Source organism: Citrobacter sp. XY323 (assembly GCF_025106035.1).
GTDB lineage: Bacteria > Pseudomonadota > Gammaproteobacteria > Enterobacterales > Enterobacteriaceae > Citrobacter > Citrobacter braakii.
In genome coordinates this window covers 51,814-76,017 of record NZ_JANYUK010000015.1, presented here as the reverse complement: position 1 = coordinate 76,017, position 24,204 = coordinate 51,814, and the positions used below count along the sequence as shown (strand labels likewise).

The window sequence follows — 24,204 nt, the reverse complement described above, 5'->3', positions numbered from 1 at the left end:
GGAAGTTCTCACATTATGCTGCCACAGTCGCAGCCGTTAGCTTTTGCTTTTTAATCCGCTTCACCAGAATGGTCGAACAGATAAAGCCCATTAAGCTGAATGCAATCATCACGCTAAAGACATAGTTATAGCCCGTAATGCCGCTATTGGTATCCAGTAAATAGCCGTATAACGTATACGCAAACATGGCGGGCATATAACCGATGATACAGCCAAATGCCATCGCCGAACCGGCATATTCACGCGGGGTACCAATCTCATCCATTGGTGCAAAGAAAATGGCGCGCTGTGAGAAAATAATCGCCCCAAATCCTAGCGTCGCCGCCATACCGATATACACATTCATCGTTTGATGTGGCAACAGCATAAAAACAACCATAGCAGCAGCAGAGATCAGAAACGTCCACTTCAGGTAAACCGTAGGTGATTTAGCAACCTTATCCGCCAGCAGCCCACCAATCGGCCCTCCCACCATTTTCAATGCATACTGGTTGATGATGCCGTACGCGCCGACGAGCGCTACCGGCAGCATGTAGATATCTTTTAAGAATGGGATGAAGTAAGTCAGGCCACAGTACGCGGCGTAAACAAAGAAAATCCCTAAAGAAGCCAGCCAGACGTTAGGGCAGGACAACACATGTTTGATACCCTTTAAGACTTCCATGTTGGCACTGGTTTTCTCGCCGCCTTTCACTTTGTCATCATCGACAATAAAGTAAGTGAGAACGCCCGCAGCCAGCGTAATTAGCGTATAAAACAGCAGTCCAGCCTGCATCCCCGCTTTACCTTCACCAAACTGGACGAAAACAAACAGAGCGCCAGAAGCGACGATAACATCCACCACGCCGCGTCCGGCTTCTAAAAAGCCAAACATGCGCCCTTGTTCTTCTTGCGTACCTAGCAGACGCACAGCTTTCAATAACACCGGCCAATAAACCACATCGGCAAAAAACGCCATTGCGGCAAAGCAAATAAGATAACCGGTAAATGACGGTAGCGTCGCCAAATATAAACCGCATAACCCAACGCCGATCAGACCAAATGGTAATAATATTTTCTTGGAATAACGGTCTGCGATATAGAGCGACAGAAAAAGCCCGGTTGTCTGAACAATCGTATAAACGGTAAAACTTAAACCAATTTGCGTATTGGTTAAACCCCAGTCACTTTGCATTGGCACATAGAAAACGTCTTTCATACTTGAAAGTTTGAATATTGTGCCGCCGCCTAAAATTAAAAAACAGAGCCTTGCCCATTTGTTCATGAACATAATTAAACCCTCATTGCTTGTTGAGAGAAATATTTAAATTAAATCATGCAGTTAATAAATTAAGAGAGTTATTTTCATAACCCTTTTCGCATTTAATAATATTTAAAGAAGTTTATTTATTACTTGTAAACTTGTCGCATAAATCACGGATATACTTTATTTGAGCAAGAGCATGTTCTTTTTCCTGCGCCAGTCGCGCATCAATCATGTTACTGTCGGGCAGCGGCGTATAGCTTGCATCGCGCCATGGGATCCAGGGATTATCACCTTCATCATCAAAACGAAATGCCGGAGCATAATATTCAACTTCCTCTTCCAGACCAAAAGCATTTACTTGCGGTTTATCCTCACCTAAAAGTAATAATGCCTTAAGCATCTCTTCCATTGGTAAGTCACCGTATCCTGAACGACAAGCCTCATGCCCCCAGCCTTTACCTTCTTTAATAATTTTTGCGTCTTTGATATGCACCTGAGTGATTAGAGGGGACATGACTTCTAACGCAGAAAGCGGCTGCTCATTGGCGTTAATCATGTTGCCAAAATCAAACAGAATAGAGAGATTCTTCATTCCACTATTATTAACCAGCGTCACCAGTTCATGGCCTTGCAGATCTTCATGCTGTTCGATAGTAAAGCTTAGTCCGCAATCGTCATACTGAGACAGCCACGCAATATCATTGGCAATCTTTGCCATGACATCGTTGAGATGTCCTTCATAGCGCGGGTAGAAACGTACTGAAGTTGCGCCAGTTGCCACAGCAATACGGATCGCATCCGTCAATGTCGCCTTGTCCGATGCGCTCGTTTCAATATGTACATCGAGGTTATATTTTTTTGCCTTTTCTTTAAAATCGTGCAACTGCCGATCGTTTAGTTTCTGCAGTGATTGGGACTCACCATCCTCAACATGTATTTTCACTCCCTTTAATTGTTGCTGATGCGCAATATCCAGAAGATCGCCCGGAAGGACTCTCTCATAGCGCATATTCAGATGAAAGGCATAAGCATGTAGGTACAGTGGTATATTTCTCGCACGTTCAGCGAGAAGTTCTTGGTTGCATTTTCCCATTATTTTTCTCATTCATCACGAATAACAAGTTCCACAGATTCAAGTCGCCAGTATTCAAAATCAACCTGAACCACTTTTTTATCTCGGGTAGCCCGATGTTTTTCTACTAAAATTCCATAAGTATTAGGCGCAACGCCCAACTCTTTGCAGGCCACTTCTGGCATATTGACCGGTTTAAAAATCATTTCTTTGATATTTAAAGCATGACCAAACGCATCTTCCCAGACGCTGGCAAAAGACTGATTGCCCAATTTGTTAATGAATCCTGGCGCAACATCAGCATCAATATAGGACTCATGGTAAAACACTTTATGCGAATCAAGACCACACCAACCGGTAACTAAATAGCGATCACCGGAGGAGAGAAAAACATCATCAACATGGTGCGGAACCGTCGCAATCGTTTCTTTGGTTAAATAACCCCAAAAAGGCTTGCGCCCCTGAGCACAGGCTTCAGCATTAAAGCTGGAAAGTGATTTGGGATTATAAATAAATCGCTTCGATGAAATAAACCAACCACTGCGGTTCTTTCGGAAGATACGCGCATCGATCTCAAGCTCAATCAGAACCTGACGTAAAGTCATGCGCTTCGCATCCAGCAACTCACATAACTCTCTCTCCGAAGGCAATTTAGAGCCCGCTGGCAAATTATTCTCGTTTAACCAGCTTTCAAAGCGCTCTCTAAGCACATCAACATTGTTTTTCTTTTTCATCTTGCTCATCTGGTTTAAACCAATTTAAAGCTAAGATATTTGAGTGCAGGAAATACTCAAGTTTTTTTTCAACACAGAGTTTCTTTTTGTGGGCCAGGTATCAAGAATGGACTGAAAACATGGCGTGACAGGCAGGTTTTTTAACCCACCTTAGTATGCAGAGATAAGAACCACGAAAGAGGCAAATCAGGTGTTACCACCTGATTTAATTGCATGGCCAGAATGGCTTTATTTTCCCCACAAACGGCGGGAATTGTCTTCGATCTTGCAGCTTAAACGACGCTTTTGCATCGTTCTGGTCCAGCTTTTCGATAACCCGGCAGCCGAGAGTAAACGGTGATATTGTGAGTCATCAAACGGCATATGCCAGGCAATGGCAATCGCCTCCCGCACGCTGACGTCGCTGACGCGTGAAGCCAGGATCAAAGGCGCGTCCGCCGACACCTGGCCTGGAGCGATGACGCTACACAACCAGCCCGTCTTGCCTGCCTCCTGCATCTGGCTGGCCATATCGCTGATGCCAAAATGGAAATTCAACTTAAAGCACGGCGAGCGCGGCTGCGTGACCTGAATCAGCGCATCTCCCCACTGGAAAATGTCGCCAATAAATACATTCTCTTCCGTTAGCCCCTCAGTAGAGAGATTCTCGCCAAACGCGGGCGCGACAAAGAGCTCTGCCTGCTCCGGAAACTCTTGTCTCCAGTGCTGATAGTGTTCACGCGGATAGTGGCACAGCGCGCGATCCGGCCCACCGTGAATTTTCGTTTCCGCCTGTTCATCACCCGTCAGCCCCAGTTCGGTCAGCATCAGCTCGCCGTCAACCTGGACCTTAGCAATCGCGCTGGGACGGCTTCCCGTGTAGTCCCGAACCTTGCCTGTAAAAACATCGACCGGATATCGCATCTATTCCCTCTCCCGATAAATTTCCCCCATTACACCACATTTATTTTACCCCAGTCGCTCAAAATGAGAGCACGGTTCACATGAAACTTAGGGACACATGCTATCAATGTAATCTGGTTTTGAAACATCATTTCAAATAAGGAGTCAACAACGTGACTGGTCAATCGCAATTTGCTGGCGTCTGGTGTCCTTCCATTACGCCAATGGATAATGACGGCAAGATCGATCTTAACGGTCTGAGCCAGCATCTCAAACGCCTTACCGAGGCCAAAATCGACGTGATTTTGCTGATGGGTAGCATCGGGGAATTTGCCTCCTTTACGCTCGAAGAAAAGCTGTTACTGATCCGCGAGGCTCGCGCCATGAGCTCGCTGAAGATGGTCGCCAACGTCTCATCCACCTGCCAGAATGATGTGCTGTTGATGGCGCAGGAAGCGTATCGCGCCGATTACGATGCCGTGATGATCCTGCCGCCTTACTACTATGGGCAAACGGCAAAACAGCTGCTGAGCTACTTCCGTCAGTTGGGGCAGAAGCTCAGCGGTAAATGGTTTGCCTATAACTTTCCGGCGCGCACTGGCTGCGATTTAACGCCCGAACTGGTTGCCACCCTCGCCGCCGAGTTCCCCAACTTCGCAGGCATTAAAGATACCGTCGACTGCCAGTCCCATACTCGCAGTATGATCCAGACCACCCGCGCCGTACGGGAGGATTTTGCCGTGTTGTCCGGCTATGACGAATACTACATTCCTAACCTGCTGGCAGGCGGCGCGGGGGTGATTTCAGGATTAAACAACGTCATGCCTGAACTGTTTGTCAGCGCACGGGAAGCATTTAAACAGGGCGACCTGACAGCACTTCGCGACATTCAGGACCAGATTGGCACCTACATGTCCATCTACGCCATCGGCGAAGATTTCGTCACCACCATCAAAACCGTGGTATCGCGTAAGTTTGGCTATTGCACCGGCGTGTCACGAAATGCCGGCGGAGAGTTGAACGAGGGTGAGTGTCGGACCATCGATGAGGTATTTGTCGTCAAAGCCTAAATCGTTAAGCCGGATGGAACAGACCATCCGGCAAAAGAGACTTACTTCACGGCGCTACGAATATCAATTTCCGCCGCCCTGGCTTTAACTCTTTTCGACCAGATGGAAGTGATAATCGGCACCAGAATGGAGGTCACAATCACCGACGTGGCGACAAGGGAAGTTGCTGCCGGCGCCATCGGTTTAAATGCCGGAACCATTTCAGCAATCAGCACTGGCGTAGCGACCGCCGCACCGGCTGAGCTGGAGGCCGCAATCCCCGCTGTGCCATCGCCGCCACCAATCAGTTTATCGGCGATAATCAATGGAATACCGGTAATGATAATTACCGCCACGCCCAGCAAAATACCCAGTACACCGGTCTGCGCAATCACGCTCAAATCAATGGTGTTACCAAGCGCGAAGGCAAAGAAAGGAATCAATGTCTGCACCGCTTTGCTGAAGAACTCCCGCAGCTCAGGGTCCAGATTCCCCAGCGCAAAGCCAATCAGGAACGGTAATACGGCCCCCACAAACACGTGTGGTTCAAACGAAGCGATCCCGGCGGTTCCCAGAATTACCATAGTCATCAGCGGGCCAGACTCCAGCGACATCAGGACAAACGCCCCGGCCTCTTCTTTGGTGCCGTACTGCTGCATAATCGAGGCATACAGCCCGCCGTTGGTCATATCCATGGCGGCCACCAGCGCCAGCGTAGACAACCCGGCGAAGAAACCAACTTCTACACCATGTTCCGGCAGAATACGTGAAGCAATCGCCGCGACCACCCACGCTACCAGGATCTTGGTTATGACCAGCGTACCCGATTTACGCAGTACGGTACCGGTAGCGCTTAGCTTGATCGACGCCCCCATACAAAAGAACCAGACCGCCAGAATAGGCACCGTACCGGTGATCATACCGTTGGTAAAGGAGCCGAAGTATTTCCCGGCGCCGGGGGAAAAGGTGTGACACAACGCGCCCAGAAAAAGCGGCACCAGCATCATGCCGCCTGGGATTTTCTCTATCGTTCGTTTGATCTGCATTTCCATCACCTGTAGACATAAAAATGGGGCAATTTTTATGGGCGATTGCATCTTGCTTATGAGATGCGCCCGTCTTGATGAAACGAAGATAGACATTCATAGAGACTATAAAAGTGATCCCACTCGCATAATAAAACCTTGTTTCAATTTAAGTGGATCATTGTTTTTATATTGATTTTGATCACAAAAAAACCCCCACAAGCATCGCTTGCAGGGGCTTACTAAAGCGTAGAACTTATTTTTTCGCTGCGAAACGCGCGGCAGCTTCGTCCCAGTTCACCACGTTCCAGAACTCTTTGATGTAGTCCGGGCGACGGTTCTGGAATTTCAGGTAGTAAGCGTGTTCCCAAACGTCCAGGCCCACGATCGGGAAGCCGGAAGCGCCAGAGATAGCTTCACCCATCAGCGGGGAATCCTGGTTAGCAGTGGAAACAACAGCCAGTTTGTCACCTTTCAGAACCAGCCACGCCCAGCCGGAACCAAAACGGGTTGCCGCAGCTTTTTCAAATTCAGCTTTGAAGTTGTCCACGGAGCCGAAGTCACGTTCGATAGCCGCTTTCAGGTCGCCCTGCAGCGTAGTACCGGTTTTCAGACCTTTCCAGAACAGGCTGTGGTTAGCGTGGCCGCCCGCGTTGTTACGCAGTACGGTTTTCTTGTCTGCTGGCAGTTGATCCAGTTTGGTGATCAGCTCTTCAACAGGCAGGCTCGCGAATTCAGGCAAGCTTTCCAGCGCAGCGTTCGCGTTGTTTACGTAAGCCTGGTGGTGTTTGGTATGGTGGATTTCCATCGTCTGCTTATCGAAGTGCGGTTCAAGGGCATCATAAGCGTACGGCAGGGATGGCAGTGTATAACTCATAATCATCTCCAGTATTGTCGGGCGGCCAGTGTTAACGCCGCGTAAGCAGTTGGGTCATTATAGTTAATTAAATGATATTGAAAATGATTATCAATGCCGTACTTTTTACATGGCTATTATGAGGTAAAAGTGTGAGCATCACTGGGAAAATCAGGCTGATTTTGCCAATCTGAGTAGAAAATAGGCAGCGACATGAAGGACATGGGAGATAAAGCACGACATAGTCTGAAAATTATCTCACAAGGAAATATTGCTATGTCTGTCAACATCGCCCTTTTTGGTATCGGCCTCGACACATACTGGCCCCAATTTACAGGCCTGGAGTCACGTCTTCAGGGCTATCTGCAATCAATTGATGAGCGCCTGACGGCGCAACAAGCCAGCGTGATTAATGGCGGCCTGATTGATAACGTCGATAAAGCCGATGCCCTTATCAGACGGTTGCAGCAACAGCCGGTCGATGCTGTCTGTCTTTACATCAGCACCTATGCGCTCAGCTCAACGGTGCTACCGCTTGTGCAGAGTATCAATAAACCGGTCATTATTCTGGCCCTACAGCCAGAGCTAGGGCTGCCTTATTCAACAATCCGTCAAATTCCCGATCGGGGAGGCCGTACTGGAGAGTGGCTGGCGCACTGTCAGGCCTGCAGCGCCCCCGAACTGGCAAACGTGTTTAACCGTGCGAATATCCGCTTTCAGTTGATTGTTGGCGCATTACAGGGCGATGAGTATGTCTGGCAACAAACGGCGCAGTGGCTACAGGCACTTAACGCTCGTCAAATGCTGGCAAATTGTCAGGTCGGCGTCCTCGGGCACTATTATGACGGCATGGTAGACGTTTACAGCAATATGACGAATTTGTCCGCCAAAATGGGCGTGCGCTTTAAGCCACTGGAAATGTGTGAGTTGGCGGAATATCGCGAGCAGGTCAGCGAGGCAGACCTCAACGCCAAACGACAGGAAATGCACCGTGTACTTCAGTTGGATGCGGCATGCGAACCTGCAGAGCTCAACCGCGCACTCACCACTGCCTGCGCCATGGATAAACTAATTGCCCAGAATAAACTCGGTGCACTAGCCTATTACTATGAAGGCCGTAACGGCAACGCTTACGAGAACATCATCACCTCAATCATTCTCGGCAACACGCTGCTTACCCACCGTGGTATTCCCGTAGCGGGAGAATATGAAATCAAAAATGTGCTGGCGATGAAAATTCAGCAACTTCTGGGGGCTGGCGGTTCATTCTCAGAACCATATGGCATTGAATTTAATGATGATGCTGTTTTGTGGGGACATGACGGTCCGGCACACCCGCTGATGGCGGATGGTCCGGTGAGTCTGGTGCCGCTGCCGGTTTATCATGGTAAACCCGGTAAAGGTGTATCTATCCAGATGACCGTAAAATCAGGTCCGGTGACCTTTCTTTCGGTAATTGAAGATGCCGAAAACGGGGTGCGTTTACAGTATGCCGAAGGTGAAGCTGTGCCAGGTGAAGTCCTGGATATTGGCAACACCAATAGCCGCTATCGCTTCCCGTTATCAGCTCGCGAGTTCACCACACAATGGTGCATGGGCGGCCCAGCTCATCATTGCAGCATTGGCCTGGGGCACCATGGCGAGGCACTGGAAAAACTCGCCTGGCTACTGGGTATTCAGGCAGTAAGAATTTGCTAATCCTCTATATTTCCGCCCTTCTCAAAAAAGAGGGGCGGGGCCGCATTTGTGATCAATATCCCTTTCATCCCCTGAATTTTGCCAGCATTACTGATCACACGGCAGCATGCTGAAGGTTAATCTATTGCTCACTCTTTAGACTTTTGAACATCAAAACGGGTGTTTTCATCCTGCCAAATCGATAATTCAAAAGGAAACAGAATGGGTAACGCAATTACGATGGGGATAATATGGCATCTTATCGGTGCCGCTAGTGCCGCTTGTTTCTATGCCCCTTTTAAAAAGGTACAACACTGGTCCTGGGAAACCATGTGGTCTATAGGTGGTTTTGTTTCATGGCTGATCCTTCCCTGGCTCGTCAGCGCGATCCTTCTGCCGGACTTCTGGGCCTATTACAGTTCATTCAGTGCGTCCACCCTGCTGCCGGTATTTTTATTCGGTGCCATGTGGGGGATTGGTAATATCAACTATGGCCTGACTATGCGCTATCTCGGTATGTCGATGGGGATCGGGATCGCTATCGGCATTACGCTAATTGTTGGTACCTTAATGACGCCAATCATTGCCGGTAAATTTGACGTGCTCATTGGCACACCAGGCGGACGTATGACCCTGCTCGGCGTGCTGGTCGCCCTGATCGGAGTGGCGATTGTCACCCGCGCCGGACAGTTAAAAGAGCGCAAGATGGGCATCAAAGCCGAAGAGTTCAATCTGAAAAAAGGTCTGATACTGGCGGTGATGTGCGGCTTTTTCTCCGCGGGGATGTCCTTTGCCATGGATGCGGCTAAACCAATGCACGAAGCCGCTGCAACACTCGGTATCGATCCGCTGTATGTCGCCCTGCCAAGCTACGTAGTCATCATGGGCGGTGGTGCGGTGATCAATCTGGGATACTGCTTCATTCGTCTGGCAAAAATGAAAAACCTGTCAGTAAAGGCCGATTTCTCTTTAGCAAAACCGCTGATTATCAGCAATATCCTGTTTTCTGCGCTTGCTGGCCTGATGTGGTATCTCCAGTTCTTCTTTTACGCCTGGGGCCATGCCAAAATTCCAGCACAGTATGACTACATGAGCTGGATGCTGCACATGAGCTTCTACGTCCTGTGCGGCGGTATCGTGGGCCTGATCATGAAAGAGTGGAGCAATGCAGGGAGACGTCCGGTCAGCGTGCTAAGTCTTGGCTGCGTAGTGATCATTGTCGCGGCAAACATTGTTGGTCTGGGAATGGCCAGCTAATCATGTTGGGTACTGAGATGACGCCACTGGCTCGGCGTCATCCCAATTTTACGGTTAAATATCACCGAGAATCAGTTTCCGTTGAACTATCTTAAATTAACCAAATAATGATGACGTTACTCACAAAATACCTCCGTTCGAGCGTATAGCTTAAATCCGTTCAGCAATAAAAACAGATACCCGATAACCGGCACCCAAAAGCTCAAACGCAGGCCAATAGCATCAATAACCATCCCCTGGATAAAGGGCAGCACCCCGCCGCCAATGCCCGCCATAATCAAGCAAGCAGAAATAGATGCCGCATAGCGATCAAGTCCGAAGAGCGTGCGAGAGAAAATAATGGGATACATCACCGAGTTCATGAGTCCCGTCGCCAGCAGACAATAGCCGCCAAAACGGTTAGCGAAAACTATCGCGGCAACGGTTAGTAGTACCGCTCCCGAAGAACACAGGCAAAACAACAACTGAGGTCGGCAACAGTGAGCCAGCAAGCCATACAAAAACCGCCCCGCCAATGCACCGCCCCAGTACAACGCGATAAAGGAGGTCGCTTGTGCAAGCGAAAACCCGCCCAAAGACGGGTCGTGAAGATAGCTGAGAGCCGTAGTACCAATGCTGACTTCAACGCCAACGTAAACAAGAATGCCACTCACCCCAGTACGAAACTGCGCATAGCGCCTGAGCGCACGAATCGCAGAAAAAATATTCTCGTGCGCGTCACGAAAATCAGCAATTGAAAAACGGTATAACGCAACCAGCAGTATGCCTCCCACCAGCATCAAACCGAGATACATCCCTGGAACTGAAATGACAGAGCCAGCCAGAACAACCGCCAGGACGACAGGCGCCAGCGCCGCCCCGAGGGAGTTGATGGACGACGCCAGGCTGAGGCGTCCAGCCGCACTTTGCGCCTCGCCAAGCCGATTAACATAAGGGTTTGCGACCACCTGCATCGCCGCAACCCCCATCGCCACAATGAAAATCCCCACCAGGCAACCGGCAAATGACACCAGCCAGAGCGATACGGCAATCACCACCGAACCACTTGCGGCAAGTATCAACGCCAGTAAGAGTGCGCTGCGATACCCTAAACGCACCATCCAGCCTGAACACGGTAAACAAATCACAAACGGTGCGAGATAAAACGCCACATTTACCAACATCGAGTCTCGCCATGAAAGCGAAAAAACTTGCCGGAAAAAGGGAATCGTGGCGCTATTAATTGCCGTCAGGACGCCCCAGTAAAAAAAGACAGCCGACAGCAGAATGAACGCTCGGCGAGGATTCTGTACCATGATTTATCCCGCCATTTCCTGTGCCAGATGCACGGCGACATCCTGCGGCGACGTGCTGCCAAGCAACTGCTCACGGAAATCCACATGCATCAACTTACGCGCCAGACGGGAGAAGATTTTCATATGATCGCCCTTCTCCTGCTCACTCACCGTCAGCATGATAACCAGCGAGACATCCACCCCGTCGCTCCACGCAAGCGGCTCACTCAAACGCATCACCGACACGCTACTGTGCGCGACCGCCGCCGATTTGCAGTGCGGAAGCGCAATTGCAAATCCTAATGCGGTAGAGAAAATCGCCTCACGCTGCCAAATAGCCTCTTCAACGGCTGAGCCGGAAAAGACCCGCTGTTCGACCTCCAGATTATCGGTGAGCACCTTAATCGCCTCCGCTTTACGGGTAATCGCCCGATCGAGCAGGATCAGGGCGGGATCAAACACGGGTTTTGCTTGTGCCGCCACCTGTTGTGAAAGTAGTAGCGCCACGTCCTGACCACTTTCACAAGCTAATGCCCGTTCCAGCGTCTGCTCGCTGTGCGCGAGGGTTAAGGTCATTAAGCGCGCCTTGGCTGGCGCAATACGGCTTGAGGACATGCTGATCTGTCGTAAACCAACGCCCAACAGTAGCGCCAGCGCCGACGGGTCGCCGCCCATCTCGCCGCACAGGCTGATCTCAATACCGGCCCGCTGCGCGCGCGCCGTCATCTCCTTCAGTAGCTGTAAAAACGCGGGGTCAAAATAGTTGTAGAGATGTCGAACCTGCGCGTTGCCCCGGTCACAGGCCAGGAAGTATTGCGTCAGGTCGTTGCTGCCAATCGAAACAAAGTCGATATACGCAGCGGCTTTCTCCAGCAGATAAAGCACTGATGGCACTTCCGCCATAATACCCAGCGACCACTGCCCAACCGCCGCCCCCTCGGCCAGCAGTTGCGCCGCCGTTTGCTGGAACTGTTCACGCAGCCACTTCACCTCAGCAAGCGTAGTCACCATCGGCGCCATAATGTGCAACGGTCCGGCGGCGCTGGCACGCAGTAGCGCACGTATCTGAGGACGGAAAATCGACATAAATTCGGGATACAGGCGGATGCCGCGCCAGCCAAGAAAGGGGTTTTCCTCCGGCGGCATCGCCAGATAGTCACAGGGTTTATCACCACCAATATCCAGCGTACGGATCACCACTTTACGCCCCCGCGCCTGTTCCAGCACATGACGATAGGCCTGGTATTGCTCCTCCTCGTCAGGCGGCGCGGCTCGTTCGCAGAACAGCATTTCAGTGCGGAACAGACCAATCCCCTCCGCCCCGGCGGCAAATGCCGCTTCCGCTTCCGCCGCCAGCGCGATATTCGCCAGCACCGTCACCCGTTCGCCCTCTTGCGTCGCCCCAGGGCGTTGAATAAGCGGCTGTAAACGCGCCTCAAGGCGCTGACGTTTGTCCTCTTCCAGTTGATACCACCGCAGAGCTTGCTCATCCGGTGACACCACCACCACCCCGTGGCGAGCGTCGAGCAGCAGCGCTTCACCACCGCGAATATGCCCCGCTTCCGCCGCCTCTACGCTCAGCAGCGGAACCCCAAACGATCGCGCCAGAATGACGGTATGTGATGTTTCCCCGCCCGCGCCCATCACTACACCTTTCAGATGCGGGCCGCGCAGCGCCAGAAACTGGCCTGGCGTTATGGGAACCGGACTGATAACGATGGTGTCTTGCGACAATGCCGTTTGCGGCATCAGCGGCTGCGCGGTGAGATGCGCCGCCAGACGCAGGCCCAAATCCTGTAAATCCAGCACCCGCTGTTGTAGGTAGACGCTGCGACTTTCGCGCAGCGGCGCGCTCAGTTCATCCAGCGCCAGCGCCAATGCTGCCAGCGCATTGCGCGCTGTACGGTCGGTAAGTAGCGAGGTTTCGAAGAGCGCATCGTCCAGCAGTTTGACATGAGCCTGTAGCACCGCTGCGGCTTCTCCCTGTGTATGCGGTAATGCGTCGTGCAGCTCGCGGCGTACATGCTCAAGTGCCGCCGTCAGCGCGACTCGCTGTACAGCCGGCGCCGCCACCGCCTCTTGTTCTGCCAATTGATACAGATCCGGCACGCCCAGATGCATTGCCACCCCTTGCGCCAGCCCAGCGCTCACGCCGTTACCGCGTACCCACTCCGCGCGGGTCTGCGCCAGAAAAACCGGCAGAGGTTGCTCCACCCGTTCCGGCGTCTGGGCAACGGGTTCGTCACACGCGGCAAACTCTTGCCTCACAAACTGAGTCAGCGCCTGATGCGCGGCAGATTCATCCTCGCCCTCAATCACCAGTTCACACGGGTCCTGATACAAAATATCGGTCCCAATCATCGCCAACACGCTACGGGCATCGGCCTGACGCTGGTTACGCAGATTGCCTATTTGAACGCGAGCCTGAAATGCGCTGACGCGCTGCTCTAACGCACTGGCGGGGCGGGCATGTAGACCATTTGGCAACGGGCAGGTAAAACGAATGTTTAACACAATATTATCCTCTGGCTGCAGGCGTAATACGCCATGAGATCGGCGTGCAGGCCGGTATCGTTTCATGCGATGAGTTCAGCGATTTTTCCGCCAGCGTAACTTCGCGCACTGTCGCATCAGCAACCGGCGTTGAGCTGATCTGCGGCTGCGAGCCGGGGTTCCAGCCGCGTAAAATCAGCGCATCTTCACGTTGCGCTTTTTTCAAGGTGCTGAAATGGAGTGGTGTCTCCCAGTGCAGCAGGCTGTAGGCTGTCGGGAATGTCAGCGCGTGTGGATTAGTTTTAAAACGCGCCCAGCCGGAATCCAGCCAGCCAACTGGCGGTGTGCGCCAGGCTTCGACTTCACGCCAGAAGTTCGGGCTTTCACCATCGCACAACGGGATGAGCGCGAAGCGGGCGCTAAATTCGCCTGGGATCTGTGAGTCTGGGGAAGGCAACGCCATACCGGATGCGCGTCCCGGACGCCACGGCATACCGGCACGTCCCAGCCAACCCACGCTACGTAGTAGCGTAATGGCGATAACCGATGGGCGTTCTGCGGGAATTTCATATTCTCGCAGCCCATCCGTCACCACACTGATGCCCTGCTTGCCATCATGCATCATTACCAGACTTTGCATTGGCCACAGCGATGCCGGGGCTTCACCCCAATTTTCCTGCTGCCAGACATCCAGCGTGGCCGGTCGGTTGGCGCGACGAATGAGACCAAACGGTTGATCGGCAAAATGGACATCGGTAAAGACATCAGCAGGAATTTCCACCTGTAAACGATGATCGTGCAAGGTGTTGTTGACGCTAACCTGGAGGTCCAGCGTCGGGCGCTGGTGATCCAGCATGACCACCATGCTGACATCCAGTCGTGCATTACAACGGTGCTCCTGCCTGTCGGCCAGCGTGTGCGGTGCTGCGATAGACCAGCTTAGCGACAACGTGTCCACCAGCGCGCCGCGCTGCCAGTCGGCGTGAAGCAGCGCCCCTGCGCCGGTAACGCGCCAGTCATCCTCTGGTGGAGAATAGTTATAGGTGTCACCGGCATCGCCGCCGTCCACCAGTTGAATAAGGTTCTCCCAGCGCTTACCGCTGCGCTTATCGACCAGAACGACCTGTTCACCTTCCAGCGTCAGGCGTAACCACGGGTTCTCCAGCGCCTCTTCTGTCGAGGACGGCACAGCAAATCCGGGGGCGCACTCATCTTGCAGATACAGGGTGGTATAGCCGCAGGCGGGGAGCGATGCGACCTCCAGTAAAATATCGCACCGCCGATAGAAGACCGGATCGGGGCTATTGGACAGTTCCTGAACAATGACGGACATATCTTGCGATGTCTCACGCATAATCTGCCAGCGGCAGGGTTGTCCCTGCTCGTCAACAATGCGGAACGCCTCACCGGGTAGGTAGAGCGTCAGCGCCACCAGGCCATCGCGCACCGACGGCAGCGCGTTAAAGACGATGATTTTTTTACCCTGTTGCTGCGCCGTAATGCCGTTTGCCAACATCTGCATATTCAGCTCGTACAGGCGCTCGGCTTTTTCCTGACCCGAGAGCAAACGCGCCTTAACCATTGCATTCACGCGATCGGCGTTACACCCACCGATACTATCGTGAGCGTGGGATTTCATCGCCTCGCGCCATATTGTCTCAACGGCTCGCTGCGGATAGGGCAACCCCAGCGTCCAGGCCACACTCAGCAACGGTTCTAGCTGACGGCTGACGAAGTTCTCCAGCCGGACGTTGGCCTGTTTAATATCCATGCGGGTAGAAAAAATACCGCGATGGATACGCATATATTTCGGGCTTAGCAGTTCGCCCTCAAAGATCGCCAGCGGCGTATCCGCCAGCGCGGCAAAGTAACGGCTAAAGTCGCTGCGAATAAAGCGGTACGCCGTTTGTTCCTGATTCAGCGTGTCGAGCATTGCCGGAACGCCGTACTCAAACGGTGACTGATCGTTACCGTTCGGCAGTAGTAGCTGCGTACTGCGGCTAAATGCCGCCTGCTTTTCCATAACCGCAGAGAGGCGCGGCCAGGCCTGGTTGGCATCCGTCGGCAACCACTTAGCGCACCCATAACCCTGCGGTAATACCGCCGTCGTCACCACGCTGCCCCCCTGGCTTCGCCAGCGGAACTCGGTAAACGGCGTGTCGTACTCGCTCCAGCCGCGCCAGATAACCGCGTGGTCGATGGCAAACTGATTAAGGAACATGGGCAACTGTGCGCTCTGGCCAAAGGAGTCCGGCACATAACCGACCGCCATTCTCGGCCCTATCTCGTCACAGTCAGCCTGCCCCAGCAGCAGATTGCGGGTGATGGACTCAGCGCCAACCACCAAAAAATCGGTCTGTGTATACCAGGGGCCGATTAACAAACGTCCGGCTTTCACCAGCGCCTGCACGCGTTCGCGGTTTTCTGGTGCCAGTTGGAAATAATCCTCCAGCACCACCGTTTGGCCATCAAGTATAAATGGACCTAATAATTCATCCGCTTCAAGATGTTGAATAAGATCCGCCATAAAATAATAAAGCAGAGCCTGGGAATCATTCTCCGTAAAATACCATTCACGATCCCAGTGCGTATGCTGAATTAAATGAACCGTTTTCATTTCGTTTATTCCTGTTTTAAGGCGTAGGTAACCCGCACGGATATTTACCCGCGCTAAACATAGGGAAATATTAATTCAGTAGTACGTCTAACGGCTGGCTTTAAATTTCGGCGCCACCGTCTCTTTTCTCACCTCAGGCGTGGCTGTCGGGCCACGGAATATCAACAGTGAGCCGCAGGCGATAATCGCCGAGCCGCAGACAATCGAGAGCACATAAATCGGCCATTTTTCTACCGCCAGCCAGCCGTAAAAACCGGAGATCGGCGCATGGTTTACCGCCCCTAATCCTACCGCCATCGCCGCCCCCACCGCCGAGCCAATCACGTTGACGACAATAATTCTTGGATTTGACAGCGCAAACGGAATGGCGCCTTCAGAAACACCAATCAGCCCCATCAACGTAGAGGCTTTACCCGCCTCACGCAGGGATTCCGGGAAGCGTGACGACCACAGCAGCGTAGCGACACCCAGACCAATTGGCGGCACGATAATCGCCACCTGCGCGGCGGTGTTTGGGTCATAAATACCGGAGGCCAGTAACGCCATTGCCGTCGTCACCGCCGCCTTGTTAATCGGGCCGCCGAGATCAAACCCAACCATGCCGCCAATGACCGCCGCCAGCAGCACTTTGTTCGTGCCGGACATGGATAACAGCCAGCTTTCCATGCCGTGATTCAACGCCGCCAGCGGCGTACCGATAATAAATGCCATCACCACGCAGGTCAGCAGCGTACCGCCGACTGGCAGAATGAAAATAGGCACAGCAGAGGAGAGCGCCTTCGGCAATTTGATGTAGCGGTTCAGGGCGCGAACGATATAGCCCGCGACAAAACCGGCCGCCAGCGCGCCGAGAAAACCCGTTCCCAGGTTACTCGCCAGCAGTCCGCCAATCATCCCCGGCGCAAGACCCGGTTTGTTCGCCAGCGCAAAGCTGATATAGCCGGCCACCACCGGCAACATCAGGGACAGCGCCAGCCCGCCGAAACCATCAAATTTGTGCAGCAACTGCACCACCATGCCGGCCTGCTCGTAGCTGGCATCCCAGATGTTATCAATACCGTAGAGAGAAGCGCCGATACGGGCGATCCCCATTAGCACCGCTCCAGCAATGACAAACGGCAGCATCCATGAAACGCCGGTCATAATGGCGTTCTTGACCTCTATCCCGGTAGACGGTTTGTCTCCCCCCTGAAACTTAGCCATTTGCAACCTCCTGCTCTACTGCTTCAAACACCGCATCGCCAAATTTGATGGGATCAGAGACGCTGCATTCGAGCTTCACCATGCCATCGAAACGCTCTTTCCCGCTAATCGCAACGTCGGCAGCAATGATGACCGCGTCAGCGCGCGCCAGATCCTCTGGCGTAATTTCATTCTCAGCGCCAATGCTCCCCTGCGTTTCCACTTTAACTTCATGCCCACGGTTTTTCCCCGTGATTTCAAGCGATTCCGCAGCCATGTAGGTATGAGCAACGCCGGTCGGACAAGCTGCAACACAAACAATGTACATAATGATTCCTCGTAGATTCAGGCAATAAAAAAAGCACAATGGCGAAAGTGCGCATTGTGCTTTGTGTAGGACTAACAAATTGATAAACCTGGCTTTCACCGTCAGCGCCGCTGGCATGGCGGCAAACTAACAGTTGGTGCAGGCTGGAGTTACGGAAACTGAAGGCCAGCTCGTCACGTTTGCGACGGCACAGCAGCGCCTGCGGGAAATGCAGGCCAAAACGGGCAGGACGATGACAGCGTTGACGTACGCTCGCGCCGATAGCTTCGCTGGCGCAGTCCCACAGGCTGGACCATTCGCGCGCCATTTGCGTATCCATACACTCCTGCTCGGCGATATCATTTTCAGCCAGATCGTTAACGGAATTAAACCAGCAAAAATAATCAAGCATACGTTTAATTTTGCGATCGCAAGATAGCAAAATTAAAAGCAGACTTTTGATGATTATAGAGTTGGTCAACACAAACGTTACTCCGATAAATAAGTTTGCTGAGAATAAAACAAAAATAAAAGAGCAACTGTGATTTATTGCACAGAGCATTCACTCATTATGTCTAATTTAGTCTGAATATGTATCCAAACGCCACTGCAATATATAAACCACATTTATATATTATTGTGTCACCCGACTACGATGGCGCCATTGCCCTGGCGTCATCCCGACTTCGCGGTTAAATACCACCGAAAAATAGTTACTGTCTTCAAAACCGCACTGCATAGCAACTTCACCAATCAGCTTTTCAGTATGCGATAACAGATACTGAGCATGGCAAATGCGCAGTTGCCGCAGGTAATGGTTGATCGTCATCCCGGTCTGGCTGCGGAACTGCTGGCGCAAAACGCGTTCGCTGCATCGTTCACGCTCGCAAAACGTATCCAGTTCGAACGCATGCTCATGGCTACCAGCTAACGCGGTGATCAGTTTATCCAGCAGCGTTTCACTTGACGTCGCCGGGAGCGTATCCGTGGCATAACGATGACGTTTAAGGTGAGTTACCAGTTGACCAAACAGCAGCTCAGCCATGGTAAAGGCCTGCGCATCGCGCTGATTACTTTCATGCTCAAGCTGGCTTATCACCTGTCTGGCCTGGGTCATGCCAACGCTGCCAAGTCGCCAGTGCGGCTGCCTTGGCGTACCGTCAAATCCGGGGATCGCCCCTTGCCAGTCAACATTCAGCGTTAACCGCTCCGGGCAGTAGATGATATTTTGCAACACAAGGTCGTTAACGGAGGTATAGGAGTGTTTATCTTCGGCGCGAATGTAAAACAGATCGCCACGGGTTATCCGGTACGGACGATCGTTAAGGACATGCAGACCATTGCCGCGCCAGACCAGAACCAGCTCGCAAAACTCGTGGGTATGCTCAGCAAAGACATCCTGCGGATAACGATCGGCCACGGCGACAGCCTGCTGCTCATGCGCAAAAAAGTCTGATTTCAAAAGAACCAGATGATTCGCCATCACATCACCTCAACCTGTACGCTTGCCGGATAAGCGCAGCGCATCCGGCATGAAAGGGTATGATTATCAGCAAACGGACGGTAAAAAACGTTGATAGCTTTCGCGTTACTGAAGGCTGCTTCCCGCTATAAGGTCACGCCCCTGACGAATATCGCGTGGCGACCACTCGAACTCACGGCGAAAAAGCGTCGAAAAGTGGTTACTGTCACCGAAACCGCAGAGATAAGCGATATCAGTCACGCTGTCATCACTGTGGCGGAGCAGATGTCGGGCTTTAATCAGTCGCAGACGGTTAAGGTAGCGCTGCGGCGTCAATCCTGTTTGCTGTTTAAGCTGGCGATGCAGAGTGCGTAAAGAGAGCGAAAACTTCTCGGCCAGCGCCTCCCAACACACCTCTTCGGCAAAGTTATCCTCCAGCCATGCCATCAAAAGGTTAAGCCGTGCATCGTTATCGGTCGCCGCTTCCATCAGGCTGCTTTTACGTAGCAGTACCAGCAACTGCATAAACAAGATCTCGCGATTTGCCGCCGTGGGCGTATCCATCTCCTCGCCGAGCGTCTCCATCTGCCCCACCAGGTGACGAACCTGCTGCAGTACGCCCTGGTTTACGCGCCAGTGGGAGGGATACTGCCCATTTTGTTCCTGAGGTAAAAGCTGATTCAGCCCGGCCAGAAATTGAAACGCATCCGGAGAGCGATACAACACATTGGTCAGACACAGATTGTCAGTATGTTCATATAAATGCCTGTCATGATCGCGGACGAAACACACCGTACCGCCGCTGATGGTGTAAGGCTGTCCGTTGAACACATGGATCCCCGTTCCATGTTCGACCACCACAATTTCATGAAAATCATGATGATGTTCAGGAAACGCGGGCTGAGGAAGCCGCGGTTCAATAGCCACAGGCGCTTTACCTGTCGGAAAAAAATCCACGCAATGCAGTACGGTCATGACGGCTCCCCCTGATTAACGAATATGGCTGAATAGTAATTAAGGGTTCCTACCCTCACCTTAATTTTTTGACGCCAAAGTGCGTAAACACGGTTAATTCTTCAAGAAATGGCGGGAAAGATCGGGAAATGCGGAAGGCGTCACATCCGCCAAAATCCGCGCGATTAGTGGAAACTGTGAACAACATCACGTTCACCTTTGCCATGTTGCCAGCCGCTAATTGGGGCTGTCACTGTCAAGAAGGTACGCTTTATTCGGGGTTCTTAGACTGAGTGCAACAAAACTCAGAAGGACCTCGCCATGACTTTTCGCCATTGTGTCGCTGTCGATCTCGGCGCATCCAGTGGGCGCGTAATGCTCGCACTTTACGACAGTAAACACCGCACCCTGACGCTGCGTGAAATCCACCGCTTCGTTAACTGTTTGCAAAAAACGGACGGTTTTGACACCTGGGACATCGACAGCCTGGAAAACGACATTCGCCTTGGCCTGAAAAAAGTCTGTGATGAAGGCATTCGGATAGACAGCATTGGCATTGATACCTGGGGCGTGGATTACGTATTGATCGATAACGCCGGCCAACGTGTTGGTCTGCCGGTCTCTTACCGTGACAGCCGCACGACCGGCATTATGTCACAGGCGATGGCGCAGCCAGGTAAAGGTGAAATCTACCGCCGTAGCGGCATTCAGTTTCTGCCGTTTAACACCTTGTATCAGCTACGTGCGCTGGTTGAACAGCAACCAGAACTGCTTGCGCAGGTGGCACATGCCCTGCTGATCCCCGACTACTTCAGCTTTCGCCTGACCGGCAAATTGAACTGGGAATACACCAACGCCACCACCACCCAGTTAGTCAATATCAACACCGACGACTGGGATGACACGCTGCTGGCGTGGACCGGGGCAGACAAAGCCTGGTTTGGTCGCCCGACGCATCCGGGGAACGTCATTGGTCACTGGATTTGCCCGCAGAAAAACCAAATTCCGGTTGTGGCCGTCGCCAGTCACGACACCGCCAGCGCGGTCATCGCTTCACCGCTGGCCGATAAAAATAGTGCGTATCTCTCTTCCGGTACCTGGTCGCTGATGGGCTTTGAGAGCAGAACGCCGTATACCAACGATGCGGCGCTGGCGGCGAACATCACCAACGAAGGGGGCGCGGAAGGGCGCTACCGCGTACTGAAAAACATCATGGGACTGTGGCTGCTCCAGCGTGTTTTAAAAGAGCGCCAGATTACCGACCTGCCAACGCTTATTGCCCAAACGCAAGCGCTGCCGGCCTGCCAATTCCTGATTAACCCGAACGACGATCGCTTTATCAACCCCGACGATATGAGCGCGGAAATTCAGGCGGCCTGTCGTGAATCGGGTCAACCCGTTCCCCAGCAAAACGCCGAACTGGCGCGCTGTATCTTCGACAGCCTGGCATTGCTATACGCTGACATTCTGCAAGAACTGGCACAACTGCGTGGTGCAGCATTTAGCCAACTGCACATCGTTGGCGGCGGCTGCCAGAACGCCCTGCTGAACCAGCTGTGCGCGGATGCCTGCGGTATTCGCGTGATGTCCGGGCCGATTGAGGCCTCCACGCTCGGCAATATTGGCATCCAGTTGATGACGCTGGACGAGCTTAACAACGTCGATGATTTCCGTCAGGTGGTGCGTGCCAACTACGACCTGACCACCTTCATTCCAAATCCTGAAAGTGAAATTGCCCGCTACCAGGCGCAGTTTCCATCACTACGACAGACAAAGGAGCTTTGCGCATGACCACTCAACTTGAACAAGCCTGGGAACTGGCAAAACTGCGTTTCGCCGCGGTAGGCATTGATGTCGAGGCGGCCTTACGCCAGCTCGATCGTCTGCCGGTCTCCATGCACTGCTGGCAGGGCGATGATGTCGCCGGTTTCGAGAATCCGGAGGGCTTGCTCACAGGCGGTATTCAGGCTACCGGCAACTATCCGGGCAAAGCGCGTAACGCCACCGAACTTCGCGCCGATCTGGAGCAGGCGCTGAGCCTGATCCCAGGTCCAAAACGTCTGAATTTGCACGCGATCTATCTGGAGTCCGATACGCCGGTTGCACGCGACCAAATCAAACCTGAACACTTTAAAAACTGGGTTGAGTGGGCGAAAGCAAACCAGTTAGGGCTGGATTTCAACCCATCCTGCTTCTCTCACCCGCTGAGCGCCGACGGCTTCACGCTGGCCCACGCCGATGACACCATTCGCCAGTTTTGGATTGACCACTGCAAAGCCAGCCGTCGCGTCTCAGCGTATTTTGGCGAGCAGTTGGGTACGCCGTCAGTGATGAATATCTGGATCCCGGATGGCATGAAAGACATTACCGTTGACCGGTTAGCGCCGCGCCAACGTCTGCTTGAAGCACTGGATGAAGTGATCAGCGAAAAACTCGACCCGGCGCACCATATCGACGCCGTCGAGAGCAAGCTGTTTGGCATCGGCGCCGAAAGCTACACCGTGGGCTCCAACGAGTTCTATATGGGTTACGCCACCAGCCGTCAGACCGCGCTGTGCCTGGATGCGGGTCACTTCCATCCGACTGAAGTGATTTCCGACAAAATCTCCGCCGCCATGCTGTACGTACCGCGTCTGCTGCTGCACGTCAGCCGTCCGGTGCGCTGGGACAGCGATCACGTGGTGCTGCTGGATGACGAAACGCAGGCGATTGCCAGCGAGATCGTCCGCCACAACCTGTTCGACCGCGTACACATCGGCCTCGACTTCTTCGACGCCTCTATTAACCGCATCGCCGCGTGGGTTATCGGCACTCGCAATATGAAAAAAGCCCTGCTGCGCGCGCTGTTAGAACCGACCGAACAACTGCGTCAGCTGGAAGCCAGCGGCGACTACACCGCTCGTCTGGCCCTGCTGGAAGAGCAAAAATCGCTGCCGTGGCAGGCCGTCTGGGAGATGTATTGCCAGCGTCACGACACGCCAGCGGGAAGCCAGTGGCTGGACAGCGTGCGCGCCTATGAGAAAGAGATTTTGAGCAAACGTAGCTAACCGTGACACCAGGCTTACAGGCCGGATAAGACGCCCCACGTCGCTATCCGGCAATGAATGAAAGACGATTGCCGGATGGATCTTCACTTATCCGGCCTACGTAAGACCCGATAACGATCGGGCAATCAACAGGATCACCGAATATGCAAAACATGACTAATTCCTGGTTCGTCCAGGGGATGATCAAAGCCACTTCCGACGCGTGGCTGAAAGGCTGGGACGAACGTAACGGCGGCAATCTGACGCTGCGTCTGGATGAGGCTGACATTGCGCCATTTAGCGCCGATTTCCACGAAAAACCGCGCTATATCGCGCTAAGTCAGCCAATGCCTTTGCTGGCAAACACGCCGTTTATCGTCACCGGTTCCGGTAAATTTTTCCGTAACGTTCAGCTCGATCCCGCGGCAAATTTGGGCGTGGTGAAAGTAGACAGCGACGGCGCGGGCTACCACATCCTTTGGGGCCTGACCCACGAAGCGGTGCCAACCTCCGAGTTGCCGGCTCACTTCCTCTCCCATTGCGAGCGTATTAAAGCGACGAACGGCAAAGACCGCGTGATCATGCACTGCCATGCTACCAACCTGATCGCCCTGACCTACGTGCTGGAAAACAACACCCCGCTGATTACCCGCAAACTGTGGGAAGGTAGCACCGAGTGTCTGGTGGTGTTCCCGGATGGCGTCGGCATTCTGCCGTGGATGGTGCCGGGTACGGATGAAATCGGCCAGGCAACCGCCGAGGAAATGCAGAAACACTCGCTGGTACTGTGGCCGTTCCACGGCGTGTTCGGCAGCGGTCCCTCCCTCGACGAAGCATTTGGCTTGATAGATACCGCAGAAAAATCCGCCGAAGTTTTAGTCAAAATCTATTCGATGGGCGGTATGAAGCAGACCATCACGCGTGAAGAGCTGGTAGCACTGGCTAAACGCTTTGGCGTGACTCCGCTGGCAAGCGCCGTAGAGCTGTACTGATACCTGCCAACTCAACGCCGGATGCGACTTCGCTTTATCCGGCCTACATGACGATGCACGTTTCACCGTCGGCCCGATAAGCGTAATGCCATCGGGCAC

At 52.9% G+C, this 24,204-nt stretch carries 20 protein-coding genes; 6 read left to right on the top strand and 14 right to left on the bottom strand.

Annotated elements, in window-relative coordinates; translation table 11 throughout:
* Nucleotides 1-13 precede the first annotated feature (13 nt).
* The 4 genes from N0B36_RS20125 to yiiM form a co-directional block, all read right to left on the bottom strand.
* Complete coding sequence (locus N0B36_RS20125) at nt 14-1,264, bottom strand: MFS transporter (protein ID WP_200052271.1); 1,251 nt, start codon at nt 1,262-1,264, stop codon at nt 14-16.
* Nucleotides 1,265-1,382: 118 nt separating this feature from the next.
* Nucleotides 1,383-2,339: a sugar phosphate isomerase/epimerase gene (locus N0B36_RS20120; protein ID WP_016155208.1), complete on the bottom strand. Its 957-nt coding sequence runs from the start codon at nt 2,337-2,339 to the stop codon at nt 1,383-1,385.
* Between the two features lie 8 nt (nt 2,340-2,347).
* A complete protein-coding gene (locus N0B36_RS20115) occupies nt 2,348-3,052 on the bottom strand; it encodes a GntR family transcriptional regulator (protein WP_019077919.1) in 705 nt (234 codons plus the stop codon).
* A 228-nt stretch (nt 3,053-3,280) separates the two neighbouring features.
* Nucleotides 3,281-3,955, bottom strand: coding sequence for a 6-hydroxyaminopurine reductase (yiiM, locus tag N0B36_RS20110; RefSeq protein ID WP_103767178.1), 675 nt, complete (start codon nt 3,953-3,955; stop codon nt 3,281-3,283).
* Between the two features lie 152 nt (nt 3,956-4,107).
* Between yiiM and N0B36_RS20105 the strand changes: the two genes are divergently transcribed.
* Nucleotides 4,108-5,004, top strand: coding sequence for a dihydrodipicolinate synthase family protein (locus tag N0B36_RS20105; RefSeq protein ID WP_016155205.1), 897 nt, complete (start codon nt 4,108-4,110; stop codon nt 5,002-5,004).
* A 41-nt stretch (nt 5,005-5,045) separates the two neighbouring features.
* On the opposite strand, the gene kdgT is transcribed toward N0B36_RS20105, so the two are convergent.
* Nucleotides 5,046-6,029, bottom strand: coding sequence for a 2-keto-3-deoxygluconate transporter (gene kdgT / locus N0B36_RS20100; protein ID WP_016155204.1), 984 nt, complete (start codon nt 6,027-6,029; stop codon nt 5,046-5,048).
* 235 nt (nt 6,030-6,264) lie between these two features.
* Complete coding sequence (gene sodA, locus N0B36_RS20095; RefSeq protein ID WP_016155203.1) at nt 6,265-6,885, bottom strand: superoxide dismutase [Mn]; 621 nt, start codon at nt 6,883-6,885, stop codon at nt 6,265-6,267.
* A 255-nt stretch (nt 6,886-7,140) separates the two neighbouring features.
* Here sodA and N0B36_RS20090 point away from each other — a divergent pair, with 255 nt between their 5' ends.
* Entirely contained in the window at nt 7,141-8,562 is a 1,422-nt protein-coding gene (locus N0B36_RS20090) for an L-fucose/L-arabinose isomerase family protein (RefSeq protein ID WP_259688902.1), read from the top strand.
* A 201-nt stretch (nt 8,563-8,763) separates the two neighbouring features.
* Nucleotides 8,764-9,798: an L-rhamnose/proton symporter RhaT gene (rhaT, locus tag N0B36_RS20085; protein ID WP_016157897.1), complete on the top strand. Its 1,035-nt coding sequence runs from the start codon at nt 8,764-8,766 to the stop codon at nt 9,796-9,798.
* 116 nt (nt 9,799-9,914) lie between these two features.
* On the opposite strand, the gene N0B36_RS20080 is transcribed toward rhaT, so the two are convergent.
* From N0B36_RS20080 to rhaS, 8 genes are all read right to left on the bottom strand, one after another.
* Nucleotides 9,915-11,093, bottom strand: coding sequence for an MFS transporter (locus N0B36_RS20080; protein WP_259688901.1), 1,179 nt, complete (start codon nt 11,091-11,093; stop codon nt 9,915-9,917).
* A 3-nt stretch (nt 11,094-11,096) separates the two neighbouring features.
* Nucleotides 11,097-13,586 carry a phosphoenolpyruvate--protein phosphotransferase gene (gene ptsP, locus N0B36_RS20075; RefSeq protein ID WP_259688900.1) on the bottom strand — a complete coding sequence of 830 codons (2,490 nt, stop codon included), beginning with the start codon at nt 13,584-13,586 and terminating at the stop codon, nt 11,097-11,099.
* Nucleotides 13,587-13,590: 4 nt separating this feature from the next.
* On the bottom strand, nt 13,591-16,182 hold the full coding sequence (locus N0B36_RS20070; protein ID WP_259688899.1) for a glycoside hydrolase family 38 C-terminal domain-containing protein: 2,592 nt from the start codon (nt 16,180-16,182) through the stop codon (nt 13,591-13,593).
* A gap of 87 nt (nt 16,183-16,269) precedes the next feature.
* Nucleotides 16,270-17,385 (bottom strand): PTS fructose transporter subunit IIC, encoded by a 1,116-nt coding sequence (locus N0B36_RS20065; RefSeq protein WP_047415600.1) that lies wholly within the window; start codon nt 17,383-17,385, stop codon nt 16,270-16,272.
* On the bottom strand, nt 17,378-17,692 hold the full coding sequence (locus N0B36_RS20060) for a PTS fructose transporter subunit IIB (protein WP_016157892.1): 315 nt from the start codon (nt 17,690-17,692) through the stop codon (nt 17,378-17,380). Before N0B36_RS20060 ends, N0B36_RS20065 begins: the two co-directional genes overlap by 8 nt.
* Entirely contained in the window at nt 17,622-18,083 is a 462-nt protein-coding gene (locus N0B36_RS20055) for a hypothetical protein (RefSeq protein ID WP_131341564.1), read from the bottom strand. Before N0B36_RS20055 ends, N0B36_RS20060 begins: the two co-directional genes overlap by 71 nt.
* Before the next feature lie 222 nt (nt 18,084-18,305).
* Nucleotides 18,306-19,154, bottom strand: coding sequence for an HTH-type transcriptional activator RhaR (rhaR, locus tag N0B36_RS20050; RefSeq protein WP_259688898.1), 849 nt, complete (start codon nt 19,152-19,154; stop codon nt 18,306-18,308).
* A 105-nt stretch (nt 19,155-19,259) separates the two neighbouring features.
* Complete coding sequence (gene rhaS, locus N0B36_RS20045) at nt 19,260-20,108, bottom strand: HTH-type transcriptional activator RhaS (protein ID WP_016157890.1); 849 nt, start codon at nt 20,106-20,108, stop codon at nt 19,260-19,262.
* 300 nt (nt 20,109-20,408) lie between these two features.
* Here rhaS and rhaB point away from each other — a divergent pair, with 300 nt between their 5' ends.
* From rhaB to rhaD, 3 genes are all read left to right on the top strand, one after another.
* Nucleotides 20,409-21,878: a rhamnulokinase gene (rhaB, locus tag N0B36_RS20040; RefSeq protein WP_259688897.1), complete on the top strand. Its 1,470-nt coding sequence runs from the start codon at nt 20,409-20,411 to the stop codon at nt 21,876-21,878.
* Nucleotides 21,875-23,134 (top strand): L-rhamnose isomerase, encoded by a 1,260-nt coding sequence (rhaA, locus tag N0B36_RS20035; RefSeq protein ID WP_259688896.1) that lies wholly within the window; start codon nt 21,875-21,877, stop codon nt 23,132-23,134. Before rhaB ends, rhaA begins: the two co-directional genes overlap by 4 nt.
* Nucleotides 23,135-23,277: 143 nt before the next feature.
* The gene (gene rhaD, locus N0B36_RS20030) at nt 23,278-24,105 is read left to right on the top strand and encodes a rhamnulose-1-phosphate aldolase (RefSeq protein ID WP_016155197.1); all 828 of its coding nucleotides are present in this window, start codon (nt 23,278-23,280) and stop codon (nt 24,103-24,105) included.
* Nucleotides 24,106-24,204 lie beyond the last annotated feature (99 nt).